This window comes from Pseudomonas sp. KNUC1026 (genome assembly GCF_021650705.1).
Taxonomy (GTDB): domain Bacteria; phylum Pseudomonadota; class Gammaproteobacteria; order Pseudomonadales; family Pseudomonadaceae; genus Aquipseudomonas.
Genome location: NZ_CP087138.1, coordinates 1463163 through 1483565 on the forward strand (window position 1 = coordinate 1463163; position 20403 = coordinate 1483565).

Annotated in this window: 22 protein-coding genes, 1 tRNA gene and 1 pseudogene; 23 read left to right on the forward strand and 1 reads right to left on the reverse strand. The window is 61.0% G+C overall.

What is annotated here, in order from left to right:
- The first annotated feature begins 99 nt into the window (after positions 1-99).
- The 23 genes and pseudogenes from thrS (at position 100) to LN139_RS06685 (ending at position 18604) form a co-directional block, all read left to right on the forward strand.
- Positions 100-2022: a threonine--tRNA ligase gene (thrS, locus tag LN139_RS06575; RefSeq protein ID WP_236359236.1), complete on the forward strand. Its 1923-nt coding sequence runs from the start codon at positions 100-102 to the stop codon at positions 2020-2022.
- A gap of 17 nt (positions 2023-2039) precedes the next feature.
- Complete coding sequence (infC, locus tag LN139_RS06580; RefSeq protein WP_236359237.1) at positions 2040-2573, forward strand: translation initiation factor IF-3; 534 nt, start codon at positions 2040-2042, stop codon at positions 2571-2573.
- A 59-nt stretch (positions 2574-2632) separates the two neighbouring features.
- On the forward strand, positions 2633-2827 hold the full coding sequence (gene rpmI, locus LN139_RS06585) for a 50S ribosomal protein L35 (RefSeq protein WP_236359238.1): 195 nt from the start codon (positions 2633-2635) through the stop codon (positions 2825-2827).
- Between the two features lie 31 nt (positions 2828-2858).
- Positions 2859-3215: a 50S ribosomal protein L20 gene (rplT, locus tag LN139_RS06590; RefSeq protein WP_097083861.1), complete on the forward strand. Its 357-nt coding sequence runs from the start codon at positions 2859-2861 to the stop codon at positions 3213-3215.
- Between the two features lie 114 nt (positions 3216-3329).
- Complete coding sequence (gene pheS, locus LN139_RS06595) at positions 3330-4346, forward strand: phenylalanine--tRNA ligase subunit alpha (protein WP_236359239.1); 1017 nt, start codon at positions 3330-3332, stop codon at positions 4344-4346.
- A 24-nt stretch (positions 4347-4370) separates the two neighbouring features.
- Positions 4371-6749, forward strand: coding sequence for a phenylalanine--tRNA ligase subunit beta (gene pheT / locus LN139_RS06600; protein WP_236359240.1), 2379 nt, complete (start codon positions 4371-4373; stop codon positions 6747-6749).
- Positions 6750-6752: 3 nt separating this feature from the next.
- Positions 6753-7055, forward strand: a complete 303-nt coding sequence (ihfA, locus tag LN139_RS06605) for an integration host factor subunit alpha (RefSeq protein ID WP_002553164.1) — start codon at positions 6753-6755, stop codon at positions 7053-7055.
- Complete coding sequence (locus tag LN139_RS06610; RefSeq protein WP_097083864.1) at positions 7036-7392, forward strand: MerR family transcriptional regulator; 357 nt, start codon at positions 7036-7038, stop codon at positions 7390-7392. Before ihfA ends, LN139_RS06610 begins: the two co-directional genes overlap by 20 nt.
- Before the next feature lie 156 nt (positions 7393-7548).
- Positions 7549-7625: transfer RNA gene (locus LN139_RS06615), tRNA-Pro, on the forward strand.
- A gap of 267 nt (positions 7626-7892) precedes the next feature.
- Positions 7893-8111 carry a hypothetical protein gene (locus LN139_RS06620; protein WP_236359241.1) on the forward strand — a complete coding sequence of 73 codons (219 nt, stop codon included), beginning with the start codon at positions 7893-7895 and terminating at the stop codon, positions 8109-8111.
- Between the two features lie 199 nt (positions 8112-8310).
- Positions 8311-8826 (forward strand): acyloxyacyl hydrolase, encoded by a 516-nt coding sequence (locus LN139_RS06625; RefSeq protein ID WP_236359242.1) that lies wholly within the window; start codon positions 8311-8313, stop codon positions 8824-8826.
- A gap of 309 nt (positions 8827-9135) precedes the next feature.
- Positions 9136-9315, forward strand: coding sequence for a hypothetical protein (locus tag LN139_RS06630; protein ID WP_236359243.1), 180 nt, complete (start codon positions 9136-9138; stop codon positions 9313-9315).
- A 17-nt stretch (positions 9316-9332) separates the two neighbouring features.
- The gene (locus tag LN139_RS06635) at positions 9333-9524 is read left to right on the forward strand and encodes a hypothetical protein (protein ID WP_236359244.1); all 192 of its coding nucleotides are present in this window, start codon (positions 9333-9335) and stop codon (positions 9522-9524) included.
- Positions 9525-9994: 470 nt separating this feature from the next.
- Positions 9995-11131 carry a phosphoribosyltransferase domain-containing protein gene (locus LN139_RS06640; protein WP_236359245.1) on the forward strand — a complete coding sequence of 379 codons (1137 nt, stop codon included), beginning with the start codon at positions 9995-9997 and terminating at the stop codon, positions 11129-11131.
- Positions 11121-11876, forward strand: coding sequence for a trehalose phosphatase (locus tag LN139_RS06645; RefSeq protein ID WP_236359246.1), 756 nt, complete (start codon positions 11121-11123; stop codon positions 11874-11876). Before LN139_RS06640 ends, LN139_RS06645 begins: the two co-directional genes overlap by 11 nt.
- Positions 11869-12959, forward strand: a pseudogene (locus tag LN139_RS06650) (cysteine protease StiP domain-containing protein). Before LN139_RS06645 ends, LN139_RS06650 begins: the two are co-directional and overlap by 8 nt.
- The gene (locus tag LN139_RS06655; protein ID WP_236359247.1) at positions 12959-13918 is read left to right on the forward strand and encodes an HpcH/HpaI aldolase/citrate lyase family protein; all 960 of its coding nucleotides are present in this window, start codon (positions 12959-12961) and stop codon (positions 13916-13918) included. Before LN139_RS06650 ends, LN139_RS06655 begins: the two are co-directional and overlap by 1 nt.
- A 209-nt stretch (positions 13919-14127) precedes the next feature.
- Entirely contained in the window at positions 14128-14715 is a 588-nt protein-coding gene (locus LN139_RS06660; RefSeq protein ID WP_236359248.1) for a TerD family protein, read from the forward strand.
- Positions 14712-15842, forward strand: coding sequence for a TerD family protein (locus LN139_RS06665; protein ID WP_236359249.1), 1131 nt, complete (start codon positions 14712-14714; stop codon positions 15840-15842). The genes LN139_RS06660 and LN139_RS06665 overlap by 4 nt, the downstream gene beginning before the upstream one ends.
- A gap of 44 nt (positions 15843-15886) precedes the next feature.
- Positions 15887-16336: a tellurite resistance TerB family protein gene (locus LN139_RS06670; RefSeq protein WP_236359250.1), complete on the forward strand. Its 450-nt coding sequence runs from the start codon at positions 15887-15889 to the stop codon at positions 16334-16336.
- Between the two features lie 11 nt (positions 16337-16347).
- On the forward strand, positions 16348-17382 hold the full coding sequence (locus LN139_RS06675) for a TerC/Alx family metal homeostasis membrane protein (RefSeq protein ID WP_236359251.1): 1035 nt from the start codon (positions 16348-16350) through the stop codon (positions 17380-17382).
- 30 nt (positions 17383-17412) lie between these two features.
- Entirely contained in the window at positions 17413-17991 is a 579-nt protein-coding gene (locus LN139_RS06680) for a TerD family protein (protein WP_236359252.1), read from the forward strand.
- A gap of 34 nt (positions 17992-18025) precedes the next feature.
- Entirely contained in the window at positions 18026-18604 is a 579-nt protein-coding gene (locus LN139_RS06685) for a TerD family protein (protein WP_236359253.1), read from the forward strand.
- Between the two features lie 48 nt (positions 18605-18652).
- Here the strand turns inward: LN139_RS06685 and LN139_RS06690 are convergent, their stop codons facing one another.
- Entirely contained in the window at positions 18653-20401 is a 1749-nt protein-coding gene (locus tag LN139_RS06690) for a hypothetical protein (RefSeq protein WP_236359254.1), read from the reverse strand.
- Between the last annotated feature and the right edge of the window lie 2 nt (positions 20402-20403).

Genomic DNA, 20403 nt, shown 5'->3' on the forward strand with positions numbered 1-20403 from the left:
CCTGCCACTGTGAGGCAGGCGACCCGCGCGGATCGCGTACTGGCTCATCCCGACCCACGTGACCTTTGGTAGGGGTCACCACTAGGCAGAGGAAGCGCCATGCCCAATATTACCCTTCCCGACGGCAGCGTCCGTTCATTCGATCATCCCGTCAGTGTCGCCGAGGTCGCCGCCAGCATTGGCTCGGGCCTTGCCAAGGCCACCGTGGCCGGCAAGGTCGACGGCAAGCTGGTCGATGCCTGCGATGTGATCAGCAGCGATGCTCGCCTGGAGATCATCACGCCGAAGAACGACGAAGGCCTGGAGATCATCCGCCACTCCTGCGCGCACCTTGTAGGTCACGCGGTCAAGCAGTTGTATCCCACGGCCAGGATGGTCATCGGCCCGGTGATCGACGAAGGGTTCTATTACGACATCGCCTACGAGCGCCCCTTTACCCCGGACGACCTGGCTGCGATCGAAGCGCGCATGCGCGAGCTGATCGACAAGGACTACGACGTGGTCAAGAAGGTGACCCCGCGCGCCGAGGTCATCGAGGTGTTCCAGGCCCGTGGCGAGGAGTACAAGCTGCGCCTGGTCGAAGACATGCCCGACGAAACCGCGATGGGCCTGTACTACCACGAAGAATACGTCGACATGTGCCGTGGCCCGCACGTGCCGAACACTCGCTTTCTCAAGGCATTCAAGCTGACCAAGCTGTCGGGCGCCTACTGGCGCGGCGACTCCAAGAACGAGCAGCTGCAGCGTGTCTACGGCACCGCCTGGGCCGACAAGAAGCAGCTGGCCGCTTACATCCAGCGCATCGAGGAAGCCGAAAAGCGTGACCACCGCAAGCTCGGCAAGCGCCTGGGCCTGTTCCACACCCAGGAAGAAGCCCCCGGCATGGTGTTCTGGCACCCCAATGGCTGGACGGTGTACCAGGTGCTCGAGCAATACATGCGCAAGTTGCAGCGCGATAACGGCTATCTGGAGATCAAGACGCCCCAGGTAGTCGATCGCAGCCTGTGGGAAAAGTCCGGCCACTGGGCCAATTACGCCGACAACATGTTCACCACCGAGTCGGAAAGCCGCGACTACGCCATCAAGCCGATGAACTGCCCATGCCATGTGCAGGTGTTCAACCAGGGCCTGAAAAGCTACCGCGAGCTGCCGCTGCGCCTGGCCGAATTCGGCGCCTGCCACCGCAACGAGCCTTCCGGCGCGCTGCACGGGATCATGCGGGTGCGCGGTTTCACTCAGGACGACGGCCATATCTTCTGCACCGAAGAGCAGATGCAGGCCGAGGCCGAAGCCTTCATTCACCTGACCCTGGACGTGTACAAGGATTTCGGCTTCGAAGAAATCCAGATGAAGCTCTCCACTCGCCCGGAAAAGCGCGTGGGTGCCGACGAGCTGTGGGACAAGGCTGAGGCTGCGCTGGCTGCTTCGCTGAAAAATGCAGGGCTCGAATACGACCTGCAGCCGGGCGAGGGTGCCTTCTACGGGCCGAAAATCGAATTCTCGCTGAAGGATTGCCTGGGTCGCGTATGGCAATGTGGTACCTTTCAGCTCGACTTCAACCTGCCGATCCGCCTGGGTGCCGAATACGTCTCCGAAGACAATGACCGCCGCCACCCTGTCATGCTGCACCGCGCCATTCTGGGGTCGTTCGAGCGCTTCATCGGCATTCTCATCGAGCACTACGAAGGCGCGTTCCCTGCCTGGCTGGCCCCAACCCAGGTGGTGATCATGAATATCACCGACAACCAGGCCGAATTCGCCCGGGAAGTCGAGGCTTTGCTCACCTCAAGCGGCTTCCGTGCCAAGTCCGACTTGAGAAACGAGAAAATTGGCTTTAAAATCCGCGAGCATACTTTGCTCAAGGTTCCCTATCTGCTGGTGATCGGCGATCGGGAGGTTGAGACACAAACAGTCGCCGTGCGCACTCGCGAAGGCGCTGACCTGGGCTCGGTCCCGGTCGCGCGCTTCCAGGAAATGCTTGCGCAGGCGGTTTCCCGGCGTGGTCGCCAAGATTTGGAGTAACGATTATTAAGCGTGAAATGAGACAGGACAAACGTACTGCCCCCAAGGCCCCGATCAACGAAAACATCTCCGCCCGTGAGGTGCGGTTGATTGGTGCCGATGGCGAGCAGATCGGTATCGTCTCTATTGAAGAAGCGCTTCGTGTCGCTGAAGAAGCGAAGCTGGATCTGGTAGAGATCTCCGCGGAAGCCCTGCCGCCTGTTTGCCGGGTGATGGACTACGGCAAGCACCTCTTCGAAAAGAAGAAGCAGCAGAATGCCGCGAAGAAGAACCAGAAGCAGATTCAGATCAAAGAAATCAAGTTTCGTCCAGGGACGGAAGAAGGGGATTACCAGGTAAAACTGCGCAACCTGGTACGTTTCCTGAGTGAAGGGGACAAGGCCAAGATCTCTCTGAGATTCCGTGGCCGCGAAATGGCTCACCAGGAGCTGGGCATGGAGCTGTTGAAGCGGGTCGAAGCCGACCTCGCCGAATACGGCGCCGTTGAACAGCAGCCCAAAATGGAAGGGCGTCAACTGTTGATGGTCATCGCACCCAAACGCAAGAAATAACCTCCAGGGCACGGCAGGCCTTGCGGTTATCTTTATCCATATGAATGCGGAGTTTGAACATGCCAAAAATGAAAACCAAAAGCGGTGCTGCGAAGCGTTTCCGGGTTACCGGTAACGGCATCAAGCACAAGCACGCTTTCAAGAGCCACATCCTGACCAAGATGTCGACCAAGCGTAAGCGCCAACTGCGTGGTGCTTCCCAACTGCATGCCGCTGACATGCAGAAAGTCGAACGCATGCTTCGCCTGCGTTAATTCTTGCCCCCCGGATTAGAGGAAACTACTCATGGCTCGTGTTAAGCGTGGCGTCATCGCCCGTAAGCGTCACAAGAAAATTCTGAAACTTGCCAAAGGCTACTATGGTGCACGCTCGCGCGTGTTCCGCGTTGCCAAGCAAGCCGTCATCAAGGCTGGCCAATACGCCTACCGCGACCGTCGTCAGAAGAAGCGTCAGTTCCGCGCCCTGTGGATCGCTCGTATCAACGCCGGTGCCCGCACCAACGGTCTGTCTTACAGCCGCCTGATTGCTGGCCTGAAAAAAGCGTCGATCGAAATCGACCGCAAGGTTCTGGCCGACCTGGCTGTGACCGAAAAAGCAGCATTCGCTGCGATTGTCGAGAAAGCGAAAGCCGCTCTGGCTTGAGTCCCCGGCAATCACCGGCTAGCCGCTTGCGGCGATGCCGGTTGTTGAACCTTTGAATAGGGGAAGGGCCTTCAAGCTCTTCCCCTTTTCGTATCTGGTGCCTTGGAGTTCTACATGGAAAACCTGGATGCGCTCGTCTCCCAAGCCCTGGAGGCCGTGGAGCGCGCTGAAGACATCGCCGCCCTGGAGCAGATCCGGGTCAACTACCTTGGCAAGAAAGGCGAGCTCACTTCGGTAATGAAAACCCTCGGCGACATCCCCGCCGAAGAGCGCCCCAAGGTTGGCGCGTTGGTCAATGCCGCCAAGGAGCGCGTGACCGTCCTGCTCAACGCTCGCAAAGCCGCTTTCGAAGAAGCCGAGCTGAACCAGAAGCTCGCGGCCGAGCGTATCGATGTAACCCTGCCAGGGCGGGGCCAGACCTCCGGTGGCCTGCATCCGATCACCCGTACTCTCGAGCGCATCGAGAACTTCTTCACCCACATCGGCTACGGCATCGCCGAAGGCCCTGAAGTTGAAGACGACTACCACAACTTCGAAGCGCTCAACATCCCCGGCCACCACCCGGCGCGGGCGATGCACGATACCTTCTATTTCAATGCAAACATGCTGTTGCGCACCCACACCTCGCCTGTGCAGGCGCGCACCATGGAAAGCTCGCAGCCGCCGATCCGCATCGTCTGCCCGGGCCGCGTATACCGCTGCGATTCCGACCTGACCCACTCGCCGATGTTTCACCAGGTCGAAGGCCTGCTGATCGACAAGGACATCAACTTCGCCGACTTGAAGGGCACCATCGAGCAATTTCTGCGGGTGTTCTTCGAAAAAGACCTGCCGGTGCGCTTTCGCCCCTCGTTCTTTCCTTTCACCGAACCGTCTGCGGAAGTGGACATCGGCTGCGTGATCTGCAACGCCAAAGGCTGCCGCGTCTGCAAGCAGACCGGCTGGCTGGAGGTGATGGGCTGCGGCATGGTGCACCCCAATGTGCTGCGCATGAGCGGCATCGACCCGGAAGAGTACTCGGGGTTCGCCTTCGGGATGGGCGCCGAGCGCCTGGCGATGCTGCGTTATGGCGTCAATGATTTGCGCCTGTTCTTCGACAACGACTTGCGCTTCCTCGCGCAATTTCGCTAACAGGTTTCTGGAGAACGGATCAGCATGAAATTCAGTGAAAACTGGCTGCGCGGCTGGGTAAGCCCGCAAGCGAACCGCGACGAACTGGTCGCGCGCCTGTCGATGGCAGGCCTGGAAGTCGACGCGGTCATTCCCGCAGCCGGCCAATTCTCAGGCGTAGTGGTGGGCCAGGTACTGGCCACCGAGCAACACCCTGATGCCGACAAGCTGCGGGTTTGCCAGGTCAGCGATGGCAAGGAGACCTTCCAGGTGGTGTGCGGTGCGCCTAATGTGCGCCCCGGCCTGAAAATTCCTTTTGCGCAAATCGGTGCCGAGCTTCCCGGCGACTTCAAGATCAAGAAGGCCAAGCTGCGTGGCATCGAGTCCAATGGCATGCTCTGCTCGGCGGCAGAGTTGCAGATCAGCGAAGAAAACGACGGCCTGATGGAGCTGCCGGCCGATGCGCCCGTGGGCCAGAGCATTCGTGAGTACCTGGACCTGGACGATGCCAGCATCGAGCTGGGCCTGACCCCCAACCGTGGCGACTGCCTGTCGCTGGCGGGCCTGGCACGTGAAGTCGGCGCGCTGTACAACGCCAGGGTCACCCGCCCCGAAGTGCTGCCTGTCGCGCCGGTGAACCAGGAAACTCGGCCGGTCGAGTTGCTGGCGCCTGCTGCGTGCCCACGCTACCTGGGCCGTGTGGTCAAGAACGTGGACCTCTCCCGCCCGGCACCGCTGTGGATGGTCGAGCGCCTGCGCCGCAGCGATATTCGCAGCATCGATGCCGCTGTCGACATCACCAACTACGTGATGCTCGAGTTGGGCCAGCCAATGCATGCCTTCGACCTGGGCGAGATCCGTGGCGGCGTGCGCGTGCGCATGGCCGACGAGGGCGAAAAACTGGTGCTGCTCGACGGCCAGGAAGTCACTCTGCGCAGCGATACCCTGGTGATTGCCGACCACGAGCGCGCATTGGCCATCGCCGGGGTAATGGGCGGTGAGCACAGCGGCGTTGCCGCAGGCACCCGCGACCTGTTCCTGGAAAGTGCCTTTTTCGAGCCCGTATCGGTTGCCGGCAAGGCCCGTTCCTACGGCCTGCATACCGATGCTTCGCACCGCTTCGAGCGCGGCGTGGATTTCAACCTCGCCCGTGAGGCGATCGAGCGCGCCAGTGCATTGCTGCTGGAGATTACCGGCGGTGAACCGGGGCCGGTCATCGAGGCCCTCAGCGCCGAACACCTGCCTTGCATTGCGCCGGTCACCTTGCGTGCCGAGCGCGTCAGCCAGATGTTGGGCCTGGAGCTCAGTGCCGGCGAGATCGAGCAACTGCTCGGTGGGCTCGGCCTGGGTATCACCAGCAGCGCAGCAGGGCAGTGGACCGTCAATGTGCCCAGCCACCGCTTCGACATCAGCCTGGAAGTGGACCTGATCGAAGAGCTGGCGCGCCTGTATGGCTATAACCGCCTGCCGGTTCGTTACCCGCAAGCGCGCCTGGCGCCCGAGCAGCGCAGCGAAGAAAAAGCCGAGCTGCCGGCGCTGCGCCGCTTGCTGGTCGCCCGTGGTTACCAGGAAGCGATCACTTACAGCTTCATCGACCCGAAACTGTTCGAGCGCTTCAATCCAGGTGTTCAGCCACTGACCCTGGCCAACCCCATCTCCGCCGACATGGCCGCCATGCGCGTATCGTTGTGGCCAGGGCTGGTCAGCGCCGTCCAGCACAACCTGAACCGCCAGCAGACCCGCGTGCGCCTTTTCGAAAGCGGCCTGCGCTTCGTCGGCCAGCTCGACGGGCTCAAACAGGAGCCGATGCTTGCCGGTGTAGCGTGCGGCAACCGCCAGCCTGAAGCCTGGGCCAATGGCAATGACAAGCTCGACTTCTTCGACGTCAAGGCTGACGTAGAAGCGATCCTGGGGCACGCCGGTGCGCTCGCCAGCTTTACCTTCGTCCCTGGCAGCCACCCGGCGCTGCACCCTGGCCAGACGGCTCGTATCGAGCGCGACGGTCGCGAAGTGGGTTACATCGGCGCGCTGCACCCGGAGATGTCCAAGGCTCTGGGGCTGGATCGCACACTGTACGTGTTCGAGTTGCTGCTGTCGGAGGTTGCCGTGGGCCGCCTGCCGACGTTCAAGGAGCTTTCGCGCTTCCCGGAAGTGCGCCGCGACCTGGCGTTGGTGGTCGACCAAAGCGTAGCGGCCGAAGCGGTACTCAGTGACATCCGCAGCAATGCCGGGGAATGGCTTACCGACCTCAAGCTGTTCGATGTGTACCAGGGTAAAGGCATTGATCCGCATAGAAAAAGCCTGGCGGTTGGCTTGACCTGGCAGCATCCTTCGCGCACTCTTACCGACGAAGAGGTGAACACCACCACCCAAAGTATCCTCACCTCGCTTGAAACCAGGTTGAACGCCACGTTAAGGAAGTGACGTATGGGGGCTCTGACGAAAGCTGAGATGGCCGAACGTCTGTACGAAGAGCTGGGCCTGAACAAACGCGAAGCCAAGGAATTGGTTGAGCTGTTTTTCGAGGAAATCAGGCACGCGCTCGAAGACAACGAGCAGGTCAAATTGTCCGGTTTCGGCAATTTCGACCTGCGAGACAAACGGCAGCGGCCTGGCCGCAACCCGAAAACGGGTGAAGAAATCCCGATCACGGCGCGCCGCGTCGTTACCTTTCGTCCAGGGCAGAAATTGAAAGCCCGAGTTGAAGCCTATGCTGGAACCAAGTCATAACGACGAACTTCCGCCCATACCCGGCAAGCGCTACTTCACCATCGGTGAAGTAAGCGACTTGTGTGCGGTCAAGCCACATGTGCTCCGGTATTGGGAGCAGGAGTTTCCGCAGCTCAACCCGGTCAAGCGGCGGGGTAACCGTCGGTATTATCAGCGCCAGGACGTGCTGATGATTCGCCAGATCCGCGCGCTGCTCTACGACCAGGGCTTTACCATCGGGGGTGCACGCCTGCGCCTCTCCGGTGATGAAGCCAAGGACGACACCACGCAATATCGGCAGTTGATCAAGCAGATGATCAGCGAGCTGGAGGACGTGCTGGTAGTCCTGAAAAAATAGCCCACCTTGTGTGGGCTTTTTCATACCCGTCTCAGGCACATTTTGATCTGGCCTGGCGCTGCTGCAAAAAAGTGAAAAAAAGCTTCCTATATTCAGGGGTTAGAGTATCTTTCTCCCCGTTCCCGCTGCTAACGGGAACAGGTTTAAACGCCTAGTCGGGGCGTAGCGCAGCCCGGTAGCGCACTTGCATGGGGTGCAAGGGGTCGAGTGTTCGAATCACTCCGTCCCGACCATATTCTTCAATGAGTTAGCCCGGTTTCGAAAGAGCCGGGCTTTTTCATGTGCGCGACTTCTCTTTTTTCATGCCTGCCTCCTGTCAACATCGTAAGTATCAGCCTGCGCGAGCCCGCTGCTGATACCTCGTCGACCAACTCAATGTGCGCTTGCAGAGTCTGGTGCGAACACGGCGCGACCGTTCAGCCGATTCCCGGCACGACCCATGCGCCATCGCCTCCAATCTGTACGGCCAAGGCAAGTTGCCTTGGCCAATGGAGGTGCGTATGAACAACAATATCGAACAGGCCGGCGGCGCTGGCGGCAATTCTGGCTCAGGCAGCCCGGCCGATCCGGCTCGGCCCAGTGTCGATCCGACCGACCTTCCCGGCGGGGCCGATGCCCCCGGCCGGGAAGGTGAGATCCCATTGAACCCCGAGCATGAGCTTCCTTTGCCAGATGACGACCCCTTGGCTCCGGAGGATCCGCCCTCAGCGGCGATCTAGCGCTTCAGGCCCGGCTTAATGCCGGGCTTGTCACTTTCTGGGCCGCCGAGCCAGCCCAGAGCTTATCCATCACTTGTGACGCTAAACTCAAGTTGGAGCTTTTGTTCCAACTCATGAAGACTTTTTCAGATTTGTCAGCGCATAATTCCGATTTGCTATACAGCCATATTCCTAAAAACGCGCTGATGGGTTGTAAAAAATGAGAAAAAGTATTGCCCCTTTGCTTTTGGCCTTGAGTGCTTTGGCGACTCATGCACAGGCCGCCGATATCTCCGGCGCAGTAGGCGCCACCAGCCAGGGCGGTTACACCGCTCGTGCAGCTCTGGGTTTCAACTGGGACAAATCCTGGCTTGAAAGCTCTGCCGGCAAGGTGACCGGCTACTGGGACTTCGGCTATACCTACTGGGAGGCCGGTAAAGAGGCGGGCGGCCGGCATTCGATTTCCTTCGCGCCAGTGTTCGTCTATGAATTCGGGCAAGGCAACATCAAGCCTTTCCTGGAAGCGGGCATTGGGGTTTCGCTGTTTTCAGGTACCACCGCAGGCGATCAGAAGTTTGGCTCGGCCTTCAACTTCGAAGATCGGATTGGCGCAGGCCTCAAGTTCGGCGAGACCCAGAAAGTGGGGATCCGCGCGATCCACTATTCCAATGGCAGCATCAAGCAGCCCAACGACGGCATCGAGTCTTACTCGTTGTTCTACAGCCATGCGATCTGACTGTCGTAGATGATCAAACCCCGGCTCGCCGGGGTTTCTCGTCTAAGGTTCCACGGTACTGGTAGCAAGCTTTATGACGACGCCGAGGCGCTCTTGGCCTGCAAGGCTTTCGGGCTCGATCTGGCTGAAGCTTTCTGCTTCTTGCTGCGCGACAGTGCTTTGTTGGCTTGGTCAGCGCACTTCTTGAAGCTTCCGGATCGGTGCGCCGCTTTGGCTGCGGTATGCGGTCGGTTGCGTACGAGGTCGATTCAATAGCACTTTTCACCCTGCCCAGGGCTCCACTGCTTACCTATTGCCAACGAGGTGAACATGGAAATCAAGCCCAGTGACCCCGCAATGCCAGCGACTCGGCCTGTGGAACAGATCGAGCCCGACCTGACCCCAGCCCCGGGGACGCCCCGCGACGACTCCCAGGACCATTGGCCGGCCGGCTCTGACGAGCCAGCAGGTGGGGAAGATCCGGATCTCAAGCGCCCCAACCAACGGTAATCAGCAGGGAGAAGCCTATGGCGAGCAAAGACCAAACTGAAATCGATACCGGCGAGGATCATAGTTCAGGGCTGGAGCAAACCCCTTCCGAACCCAAGCAAGGTACGGAGCGGCCGGCCGATTGGACTCCGCCTGCCGGCAATCCTGGTTCTGATCAGGATGCTTTGGAGGAACGGGATAACGGAACGGCAAAGCCGCGTTCCCACTGAGCCTCTCTCACCGCAAAAGCCCAGCCATCGTGCTGGGTTTTTTTATGCTCCAGCCATTGCATTTGGTAAAGCCGCCTCTTGGGTGAGGGCCGACGATACAAAGGCCTTTGGCATTAAGCGCGGACCTGTATCTGTTCGCTTCTCCGTGTGCATGTGCGAGACGACCAGATTCAAAGCGCTGCAGAAAACTCTGCTTTGCCAACCTGCGCATGATCTTCGGATAACGCTCGAACGCCCATTCTGCGGGCTTTTCCCAAGAATATACATACACCGCAACACAAAGCAGCCCTTCGATACGGGAAGCCCTACTACGCAGAGCCCAGGCTCGAACGCATAATGTACGAACGTACCAGAAAGCGCATCGCTGCCTTCTGAGGCTTGGCGAATACCCTCCCAAGCCATAGTCAAATCACAGCAAAAATCAGGGTGAAGGCGGCCTGGCGACGGCCGATACCCGCAGGATTCATGGCATGGAACAGTCCGCAGTAACTCCAGCATTTTCCCGGCTTTGCGCATCGTTCGAACGTGGCGTGCTGGAGGTCGATGTTCATCCTTCCTCTGTCTTGCCGGAGTCGCTTTTCGGCTTTGCCGAGCGGCACAATCCAAAACGGGCATTTCTATTCGTCTCCCGGGTGCTCGGCAAGCACATCCCGGTAAAACCCTCGCTGATGCAGCGTACCTACCAAAGCCTGGCGGCCCGGATTCCAGCAGACCTGCCGGGGCCGGTCCTGGTCATCGGCATGGCCGAGACCGCTGTGGGCCTCGGCGCTGGTGTGCACCGCGCCTACAGCCAGGTGCGCCAGGACACGATGTACATCGTCAGCACTCGCCACTCGGTCGCTGCTGATGTGTTCGTGCGATTCGAAGAAGAACACAGTCATGCCAGCGCCCACCTGATTCACATTCCGCCGGACCCTGTGATGCGCGACATGATGATGCGCGCCCGCTCTCTGGTGCTGGTGGACGACGAAGCCACGACTGGCAGGACGTTCATCAATCTGCATCGCGCGCTGCTGGCTGCCGGCCTCGATCAACTTGAGCGTGTTGTCACCTGTGTACTGACCGACTGGTCCAACGGGGCCGTATCGCAGGGTGTTGGAGGCCAGGCGGTTCAGGTTTCACTGTTGAGCGGCGAATATCGGTTCATCAAGGCCCCGGGCACCCCGTCGCCTCAGGCACTCGATACCAGCGCCGTGAACGTCGGAAGGTGGGCGATCGACCCTGCAAACGACTGGGGCCGGCTCGGCACTCGGTCAGTGGAGGACACCCTCGGCCTGGACATCAAGGCCGAGCCTGGCGAAACGGTTCTGATACTGGGCACTGGCGAGTTCGTCTGGAAGCCTTTCCTGTTGGCTGAGCGCCTGGAGAGGGCGGGAGTGAAGGTGCATTTCAGCTCAACCACGCGCTCGCCAATTGCACTCGGGCACTGCATCGAGCATGCGCTCAGTTTTCCTGACAACTACGGGTTGGGCATCGCCAATTTTCTCTACAACGTGGCGCCGGGGCAATTCGACCGTGTGATCCTCTGTAGCGAAACCGATAAGCCCGCAGTTCCCGCCTGCCTGGTAAAGGCGCTCAATGCCGAGGTCATCGTCGATGGCCTGTAAGCATCCGCTGGTGTTGGTCGATCTGGACGACACGTTGTTTCAAACAGCCCGGAAAATGCCCTCGCAAGGTGCTCGGTATCCGGCCTCTTATGACCTGAGCGGCAATATCAGCGGCTATCAAACACCTGTGCAAAAAGCTTTCGCCGACTGGCTGTTGCACACCGCCGAGGTGATACCGGTCACCGCACGCAGCGCCGAAGCGTTCAGCCGTGTGCAGGTGGGCTTCAACGGGGCGGCGATCTGCGCCCATGGCGGGCTGATCCTGAACCCGGACCGTACGGTAGACGCCCAGTGGCATGCGTTGATGAACGAAAGGCTTGCCGGTTACCGGCAGCGCCTGCCGCAACTGCGCGATAGCGTTCTCGAGATCGGGACGCAAAACAGTCTCTCGCTGCGCAGCTGGGTAATCGAGGAAGCACAGCAACGCCACTATGTGGTGGTGAAGCATTGCGACGGCTCGGATGCTGAACTGGCATTCGTCGAGCGACAGCTGCGCGGTGCTGGCCTGCTCGAAGGGATGCATACCCACCTCAATGGCAACAACCTGGCGCTGATGCCTGCCGGGTTGTCCAAGCGCGCGGCCGTGGAACATTACCTGAAAACCCGCCTGCAGTTGCCCGACGAGCAGCCAGTGATCGGCATTGGCGACAGCCTCAGTGACCTGGGCTTCATGAGCCTGTGCGATTTCTGGGCGACCCCTTGCAACAGCCAGCTGGCCCGTGTGGTGGAGAGCGCCCATGCTTGACGCACCGCAGGGTTTCACCACCGTTGGCAGCGCAAGCTACTCGCCGGAAGACGTCCAGTTGCTGCTCAGGCCGGTGCAGCTCGAGCTGACACCGGTACGCGAAAAGAGCGCCTGATCCAGTCCAGTGCAAAGCACTACTCGGACATGATCGGCCAGGAAGATGCGCCCAGCGCCGCCCACCTGGCCTTGTTCGAGCGTGCCATGGGCCAGAATGCTTCGCGGATGGCCCGGGAGGTGCAGTCCCTGGCGCTTGCGCTGGCGAACCGTTCCACCGGCGCTCCCATTGCGCTGGTTTCCTTCGTACGGGCGGGGCTGCCATTGGGCGTACTGCTTCGCCGTGCCCTTACCGGGCTGGGCTGCCATGTACAGCATTACGGCATCAGCATCGTGCGAGGCCGTGGTATCGATTCGGTTGCTCTGGAGCATGTCATTGCGCTGCATGGCGCGGCGAACATCGTCTTCGTCGATGGTTGGACCGGCAAGGGTGCCATCCGCGACGAACTTCACCGAAGCCTTGCTTGCGACTCACGTTTTCCCGAGTGCCCCCGGCTGGTCGTGCTGGCCGATCCCTGCGGCAAAGCGTGGCTCGCTGCGTCGGCCGAAGACTGGATCATTCCCTCCGGGATCCTGGGTGCGACGGTTTCTGGCCTGGTGTCGCGCTCCGTCTGGCCTGCTGATGGAGGCATGCATGGTTGCGTAGTCTACGACCACCTGCACGAGCACGACCTGACCCAGCTGTTCATCGAACGAATCGAAACAGCCCGGGAGGGCGTCGAGGCCAGCCCTGCCAGCCCATGGTCAACCGAACAGGCCGTTGCGTTGCAGGCCCGGGCGAAGTGTGTGCTCAGCGACCTGTCCGCACGTGTGCACGTGGCCGACCCCAACCGGCTCAAGCCAGGCATCGCCGAGGCGACCCGGGCCGTGCTGCGCAGAGTACCGGACCGGGTGTGGGTACAGGATCGAAGCGACCCTGACGTCGAATTGCTCATCCACCTGGCCGAGCGTGCGGGAGTCGAAGTCCAGCAGGTGGGCCCTTTGCTAGGCCCCTACCGCGCCGTCACTCTGATTCGGAGTGTGTGCTGATGGCTCGGGTTTCTCCTTATGCACTGGGTGCCACCCTCTACATGCCAGCCACCCGTAGTGACCTTCTCGAGGTGATCAGCGGCCGCAAGCTGCCGAGCCTGCGCTCACTGGTGATCTGCCTCGAGGACTCGGTCGCCGGCAGCGACGTGGAAGCAGCACTCGGGCAGCTCAGGGCCGTACTGAGGTCCATCCGTGCCGAGGGCCAGCGCCGCACCTGGAGCCCGCTCATCTTCGTGCGACCGCGTGATGCGGTCATGGCGGCGGTAGTAAACGACTGGCCCGAGATCGAAGCGATCGACGGTTTCGTGCTGCCCAAATGTTCGCTGACGTCGTTGCCTCGCTGGGCCGCGGCAGTGGAGAACCCGGCGCTGCTGGTGATGCCGACGCTGGAGACCCGCGAGGTGTATAGCCCTGCCGCCATGCTCGAGCTGGGCACTGCACTGCGCCAGGCCTTCAATGATCGGGTTCTGGCATTGCGTATCGGGGGTAACGACCTGATGGGCTGCCTCGGCCTGCGGCGCAACCCTTGCACCACGCTGTACCAGACCCCTATGGGGTATGTGATTCCCATGCTGGCTGGCGTGCTGGGTGCTCAGGGCTTTTCGCTGACCGCGCCGGTGTTCGAGCAGTTGGCAAGCCCCGCCCTGCTCGGGCAGGAGTTGCAGCTGGATATCTCCCACGGGCTTGTCGGCAAGACCGCCATCCATCCGGCGCAGATCGCACCGATCAACGAAGCCTTCCGGGTGTGCGCCAAGGATCTCGATTGCGCGAGGTTGATCGTCAGTGAATCCGCGCCTGCCGTGTTCAAGCACGGCAGCGCGATGGTCGAGCCCGCCACACACCTCAACTGGGCCCGAAAAATCATCGAACGGGCCCAGTGGCAGGGCGTCAGGGCGCCCGAAGCGGCAGTTGCCGAAAGTGCCCGTCGACCGTTGACGTGCTCGAAATACATGCCTTGAGCGTTTTCACACTGAGGCTGCGAAGTACCCGGCGACCTTGAGCCACGAGCCACGGTTCAGGCGCCTTATTGGTGGCACTTCCATCCGCGCTGGCAGCGTAGACGGTGGCCACTCAGGAATCGAAGCGCGCGATCGCACAGGCGGCGCCATTCGATAACGGATACCTCTGCAGGCAAGCAGCGGTACGACGATTGAAAAGGAGCGTGAAAATGGCACTTAGCCTTTCCAAGAATCAGACGATCTCTCTTGAGAAAACGCAGGCTTCAGGCCTCGGCAAAGTCACCCTCGGCCTGGGTTGGGACCCGATGAAGGCTGGTTTTTTCGGCAGGCTGATCGGGCAGGGCGGTGACATCGACCTGGATGCATCCTGCATTCTGTTCGATGCGCAGATGCAACCGGTCGACCTTGTGTGGTTCCGCCAACTGCAATCCAGAGATGGCTCGATTCGCCACTGCGGAGACAACCGTACCGGCGAAGGCGATGGCGACGATGAGTCCATCGAGCTCGACCTGCTGGCACTGCCGCCTTCGGTGGTGCAACTGGTGTTCACCGTCAACTCCTTCACCGGCCAGACCTTCGAGCGCATCGAGAATGCGTACTGCCGCATTGTCAACGCGGGCAGCGGGGCGGAGCTTGCGCGCTTCTACCTTTCCGAGCAGGGCGCCCACACCGGCGTGGTCATGGCCAGCCTGAGCCGCACCGCTGCGGGTTGGGACTTCAAGGCGCTGGGCGTAACGACTCAGGGCCGCACGGTAGATGATCTGGTCAACCTGGCAGCACAGGCGGCGCGCGCATGACCGCTCTGCTACCAGGCGGCAACGCCTCCGTGGCCAGTGAACGGGTGCAAGTGCAGATCGCCTACAGCCCGATACCGGGCGCGGATATCGACGTCTCGGCGTTTGTGCTTGCCGCCGATGGCAAGGTACGCAGCGATGCCGACATGTGTTTCTACGGGCAGCCTCAGGTGCTCTGCGGTGCTGTCAGGCTGGCCCAGGCCTCGGTCGGGGAGGCGATCTTCGAGCTGGACCTGGGCCGGCTGGATACATCGGTCGAAAAAGTATCGCTGGCCGCGACCATCCACCAGAACAAGGCCAGTTTCGGCGCTGTATCGAGCTTGTCGCTCGAGATGACCGGCGGCCTCGAAGCTCGGCTTCCAACATCCGGCATGAGCGAAACCGCATTGATTCTTGGCGAGTTCTATCGCCGGCAGGGCCAGTGGAAGTTTCGCTGCATTGCACAAGGCTTCGCCGGTGGGCTGGCGCCGCTGTCGACTCATTTTGGTGTCGACATCATCGAATCGGCTCCCGCTGCAACGCCGCCAAAGCCTGTACTGAGCTTGAGCAAGATCACGCTCGATAAGCATCGCGCCTCCATCAGCCTCGAAAAGACCGCCGCAGGCTTCGGTCAGATACGCGTCAACCTGAACTGGAACCAGCGAAAGAAGGGCCTGTTCGGAGGGCTCCGGCAGGTCGACCTCGACGTCGGCTGCCTGTACGAGCTGCAGGATGGGCAAAAAGGTGTCGTCCAGGCACTGGGCAACAGTTTTGGCGACCTGGAGCGAGCGCCCTTCATGCAGTTGATGGGGGATGACCGCACCGGCTCGGTTCAGGGTGGCGAGTGGATTCACATCAATGGCCAGAGGTGGGCCGAGATCAGACGCATCCTGGTCTTTGCCTTCATCTACAAGGGCGCACCCAACTGGCGCGAGACCGACGGTGTGGTGACGCTGTTCATCCCCGGCCAGCCCGAAATCGAAGTTCGCCTCAATGAAGAGGGCGGAAGGCTCGGCTGCTGCGCTATCGCTTTGCTCGAAAACGACAACGGCGCGGTGAAGGTTACCCGACGGGTCGACTTCCACGCCTCTCAAGCCCCCATGGACAAGGCTTATGGCTGGGGCATGCGCTGGACCACCGGCTCGAAGTAGATCGCGCGACTGCGAGGGCGAAGCCTCGCTGAGGAGAAACAGCAATGTTGGACTGGTTTAAAACGAACGCATCCAAGGCTCGCGCGGCGCTGGCCCAGGAGGTCGGCAAGTTCGGTAACCGCCGCTTCATGGAGGCGGTTGCTGCCGCCTGCGCAATGATTGCCGCAGCCGACGGCGAGGTGTCGGCAGCCGAGAAGCAGAAAATGATCGGCTTCATGCAGAACTCCCCGGAGCTCAGGTTCTTTGACGTCGATGAGGTCGTCACTGCGTTCAACGTGGCTGCTGCCAAGTTCGATCAGGACCGCCAGATCGGCCAGGCGCAAGCGCTGAAGATCATCATCAGGATCAAGCCCGATGAGGGTGCGGCGCGCTTGCTGGTTCGCGTGGCCTGCGCGATCGGTGCCTCGGACGGCCACTTCGATCAACACGAAAGAGCGGCTTGCCGCCTTATCTGTCTCGAGCTGGGCCTGAACCCGGCTGATTTCGAACTCTAAGGTATTGAACTGTGGAAGTAACTTCTATCGGATTCCCGCCATTGACGGTGGCGGTGTTTGTCGCCATGGCTGTGGGTGCCCTGTTGATCGATGTGCTGACCCACCGGGGTGACAAGCCGGTGAGCCTGGCAAAGGCATCGTTCTGGACGGTCATGTGGATCGCCATTTCGCTGGCGTTTGCCGGGTTTCTTCATGTGCAGCACGGCCCTGAAGTCGCAAGCCTGTTCGTCACAGGTTACGCACTCGAAAAAGTGCTGAGCGTCGACAACCTGTTCGTGTTCATGGCCATCTTCGCCTGGTTCAAGGTCCCGGACGCACTGCGCCACCGTGTTCTGTACTGGGGCATCATCGGTGCGATCGTGTTCCGCGGCATCTTCGTGGCCATCGGCACCGGGCTGCTGGCATTCGGGCCTTGGGTCGAGGTTGTGTTCGCAGTGATCGTTGCCTGGACAGCGGTGATGATGCTTCGCGGCGGCGGGAATGAAGACGAGGAGCCGGATTATTCCACGCACATGGCTTACCGCTTCGCCAGGGCGCTCTTCCCGGTATGGCCAAAGCTGCATGGCAATCGGTTTTTCGTCAGCCGCAAGGTTCTGGAAAAAGAGCTGCAAAAGCCCGAGAACACAGGCATGAGCCTGGTTGGCAAGGGCACGATCTTCGCCACACCGCTGTTCCTGTGCCTGGTCGTCGCCGAGATCAGCGACGTGCTTTTCGCGTTCGACTCGGTCCCGGTCATCATCGCTGTGAGCCGCGAACCGCTGATTGTGTACTCGGCCATGCTCTTCGCGATCCTCGGGCTGCGAACCATGTATTTCGTGCTCGAAGCCCTCAAACGCTACCTGGTGCATCTGGAAAAGGCAGTGATCGCCTTGCTGTTCTTCATCGCGATCAAGCTGAGCCTCAATGCCACCGACCACCTCTTCCAACACGGCCACAGCATCGATGCCAACACCAGCCTGGCCGTGGTGATGGCGGTATTGCTCATCGGTATCGTCGCCAGCGTTCTGTTCCCCGCAAAGCACGCCTCACCGGCCGAGCCCAACTGAATCATCGCAACCCCACAAGGAGTTCAACTCATGGCTTTGTCCTTATCCAAAGGCGCCAACCTGTCGCTGACCAAGACCGACCCGAGCCTTTCGCGTATCAGCGTTGGCCTGGGCTGGGACCCACGCGCCACCGACGGCAAGGAATTCGACCTGGATGCCAGCGCATTCCTGCTCACGCGGGCTGGCAAGGTTCGTAGCGATGCAGACTTCATCTTCTACAACCAGCTCAAAAGCGTCGAAGGCTCGGTCGAGCACACCGGCGACAACCGCACAGGCGCCGGCGAGGGTGACGATGAGGTGATCAATGTCGACCTGGCCCGCGTGCCTGCCGACATCGAGAAGGTAACGTTCACGGTCACCATCCACGATGCCGAGCAACGCCATCAGAACTTCGGCCAGGTGGGCCGCGCGTTCATTCGCGTCATCAATGAAGTGACCGGGGTTGAAGTCGTTCGTTTCGATCTTGCCGAAGATGCCTCGACAGAAACCGCGATGATTTTCGCCGAACTGTACCGCTACAACGGCGAGTGGAAGTTTCGCGCGATCGGCCAGGGTTACTCCGGTGGCCTCAGGGCAGTCGCAAACGGTTTTGGCCTGAATTTCGGCTGAGCCACTTTTCCAATACCTACCAAAGGAATGACGCATGGCTGTTTCACTGCAAAAAGGCGGCAACGTTTCGTTGTCCAAAGAGGCTCCAGGGTTGGCCGAGATTATCGTTGGCCTGGGTTGGGACGCGCGCAAAACCGATGGCGCCGAGTTTGACCTCGATGCTTCGGTGTTCGTGACGGGTGAGGACGACAAGGTGTTGAACGACGGATCGTTCATTTTCTACAACAACACACGCTCGGCCGATGGCTCCATCGAGCACCTGGGTGACAACCGTTCAGGCGCGGGTGATGGCGATGATGAGCAGGTCAACGTCAAATTGGCCAGCCTTGCACCTGATGTGAAGAAACTGGTGTTTGCGGTAACGATCCACGACGCCGAAGCGCGTCGGCAATCCTTCGGCCAGGTCAGCAATGCCTACATCCGGGTCGTGAACAAAGCAGACGGCAAAGAGCTTGCCCGCTTCGATCTGAGCGAGGATGCCTCGAACGAAACCGCGATGATCTTCGGGGAGTTGTACCGCCATGGTGGCGAATTCAAGTTCAAGGCCATCGGGCAGGGTTTTGCCGGCGGGTTGAAGCCACTGGCGTTGGCCCACGGCGTCAGCATCGGCTGATTGCCGTGAGCAAGGAGCCCTTGCGTTGCCGCAAGGGCTATCCAGGCGTCACTTCACCGAAACCGAATGCACCATCGAAGTGGCCGAGTCGATATGCAACAACCGGCCCTCATGATCGAACAGCAACCAGTGCTCACCGATGCTGCGCAACTGCGCATGTTGCAACGGCCAGCGCAGTTCGGCGCACAGCTGGTCTCGGTTGCGATGGATGAACCGCCAGCAGGTTTCTGCGCCAGCGACCGTATAACCGGCGATCAGCCAGGCGTCGCTGCAATGGACCAGCAGCGGGTCTTCCGACTCTTCGACCAGGCCGGGCAACCGATAGCCTTTACTGGCGCTGGCCTGGCGTACCACCAGCACGGTATCGGTATCTTCGCTGTACTTAAGGCGCAGCTCGGTGGCCTGGCCGCGGGCGTTGAACACTTGCCAGCCGTACTTGAATTCCCGTTCAGGCGCGGGATCGCGGCCAAGCAGCCGGTGATCAGGCAGGCGGTAATGCCAGAGCTCGATGCCCTCGCGGGTGCGCAGCACCGCGGTTTCATTGTGGGCGTCGTCGTAAATGCGCTCGACCGTCCCGGGCAGGTCGCCGACATGCCACAGCGTCTCGAAGCGCTGGTCGACGTCCACCACACGCAGTTGCCGGCCTCGGGCGATGGTCCACGCGCTGCCGTCGAACAGGCTGGAAAACGCATCCAGCATCAGCACGCCCAGGTCATTGGCGCTGCGGTTGACCAGGTCGAGCTTGCAGACGCGCCACACCTCGCCACGGTTCGCCAGGGCGAGCGCCACCTGGCGGCTGTGGCCAAGCACGATCTGCTGGGTAGGCACCGGGAAGTGAAAGGCCGGCTTGCCGTTGCCTTCGATTACCAGCGCGCCGGCTTCGCCCAACGCCAGCAGGTAGCGGCCGTCGGAAAGCGGCACCGCATCGAGAATCGCCCGGTGGCCGGCCTCGGGTGCCGCCAGCGCAAGGGGGTCGCTACGGTGTTCCAGGCCGCAGGCATTGACCGGATGGCGGGGCAGGCCGCCGCTGGGCAGGTCGGCCTGGAGCAGTTTGTCGCGGCTCATTTTCACCAGCGTTTGCAGCTGGTTTTGAGACAGGGGTGAGGGTGCTACCGCGCGGTCATGAATGATCGCGCGCACCATCGCGGCCGCCAGCAGTGCGAGCTGAGGGCTGGGGTTACCTTTGTGCGCCAGCAGTTCCTGGGCGAGGGTGGTGCGGTCGGCCGCGCGGCCAGGGTCATCGCGCAGGTTCTCGATCAGGCTTCGCTGTGCGACGAGGGTGTCCGGGAGCAGGATGGCGCGCTTGACCAAGGCACCGATGGCCAGGCTGCCGCCTGCGGCTTCGGCCGCCAGCAGCCATTGCGCGGCACGCTCGCGCTGGCCGGGCACGCTCCAGATCACCTCTACCGCTTGCAGCCAGAGGCCTTTGTCCGTCAGCGCCTGCGCCCATTCCAGGCGCAGGCGATTGGCGGTTTCCGGTTGCTTGCTTTCGAGCAGCAGCACCGCGTCGGCGAAGGCATTGTCGCGCCGCGCCACCTGCACCGCGCGTTGCCAGTCTTCTGCCAGGCACAGCAGGCGCACGATCACCGAGGCCTGCATGTCCCAGGCCAGCGCCAGATCGGCCGCTTGCCGGTAGCGTTCGTGTTTTTCCAGGTAGTCGAGCGCCTCTTGCCGGGCCTTTAGCAGTTCGGCGAGCACGAACACTGCTTCTTCGATCCGCCCCTCGCGGTCGAGCCGCTCGAAGGATTGCCGGTAGACCTTCTTCAGATGCTCTTGCAGATCTTCCCCCAGCGCCATGC

Coding starts and splice junctions, on each gene's coding strand:
- LN139_RS06635 (WP_236359244.1), top strand. CDS start 9,333: ATGGCGAGCAAAGACCAAACTGAAATCGATACCGGCGAGGATCATAGT.
- ihfA (WP_002553164.1), top strand. CDS start 6,753: ATGGGGGCTCTGACGAAAGCTGAGATGGCCGAACGTCTGTACGAAGAG.
- LN139_RS06680 (WP_236359252.1), top strand. CDS start 17,413: ATGGCTTTGTCCTTATCCAAAGGCGCCAACCTGTCGCTGACCAAGACC.
- LN139_RS06660 (WP_236359248.1), top strand. CDS start 14,128: ATGGCACTTAGCCTTTCCAAGAATCAGACGATCTCTCTTGAGAAAACG.
- rpmI (WP_236359238.1), top strand. CDS start 2,633: ATGCCAAAAATGAAAACCAAAAGCGGTGCTGCGAAGCGTTTCCGGGTT.
- infC (WP_236359237.1), top strand. CDS start 2,040: ATGAGACAGGACAAACGTACTGCCCCCAAGGCCCCGATCAACGAAAAC.
- LN139_RS06620 (WP_236359241.1), top strand. CDS start 7,893: ATGAACAACAATATCGAACAGGCCGGCGGCGCTGGCGGCAATTCTGGC.
- LN139_RS06655 (WP_236359247.1), top strand. CDS start 12,959: ATGGCTCGGGTTTCTCCTTATGCACTGGGTGCCACCCTCTACATGCCA.
- LN139_RS06630 (WP_236359243.1), top strand. CDS start 9,136: ATGGAAATCAAGCCCAGTGACCCCGCAATGCCAGCGACTCGGCCTGTG.
- LN139_RS06685 (WP_236359253.1), top strand. CDS start 18,026: ATGGCTGTTTCACTGCAAAAAGGCGGCAACGTTTCGTTGTCCAAAGAG.
- pheS (WP_236359239.1), top strand. CDS start 3,330: ATGGAAAACCTGGATGCGCTCGTCTCCCAAGCCCTGGAGGCCGTGGAG.
- LN139_RS06640 (WP_236359245.1), top strand. CDS start 9,995: ATGGAACAGTCCGCAGTAACTCCAGCATTTTCCCGGCTTTGCGCATCG.
- LN139_RS06610 (WP_097083864.1), top strand. CDS start 7,036: ATGCTGGAACCAAGTCATAACGACGAACTTCCGCCCATACCCGGCAAG.
- LN139_RS06690 (WP_236359254.1), bottom strand. CDS start 20,401: ATGGCGCTGGGGGAAGATCTGCAAGAGCATCTGAAGAAGGTCTACCGG.
- rplT (WP_097083861.1), top strand. CDS start 2,859: ATGGCTCGTGTTAAGCGTGGCGTCATCGCCCGTAAGCGTCACAAGAAA.
- thrS (WP_236359236.1), top strand. CDS start 100: ATGCCCAATATTACCCTTCCCGACGGCAGCGTCCGTTCATTCGATCAT.
- LN139_RS06645 (WP_236359246.1), top strand. CDS start 11,121: ATGGCCTGTAAGCATCCGCTGGTGTTGGTCGATCTGGACGACACGTTG.
- LN139_RS06625 (WP_236359242.1), top strand. CDS start 8,311: ATGAGAAAAAGTATTGCCCCTTTGCTTTTGGCCTTGAGTGCTTTGGCG.
- LN139_RS06665 (WP_236359249.1), top strand. CDS start 14,712: ATGACCGCTCTGCTACCAGGCGGCAACGCCTCCGTGGCCAGTGAACGG.
- pheT (WP_236359240.1), top strand. CDS start 4,371: ATGAAATTCAGTGAAAACTGGCTGCGCGGCTGGGTAAGCCCGCAAGCG.
- LN139_RS06670 (WP_236359250.1), top strand. CDS start 15,887: ATGTTGGACTGGTTTAAAACGAACGCATCCAAGGCTCGCGCGGCGCTG.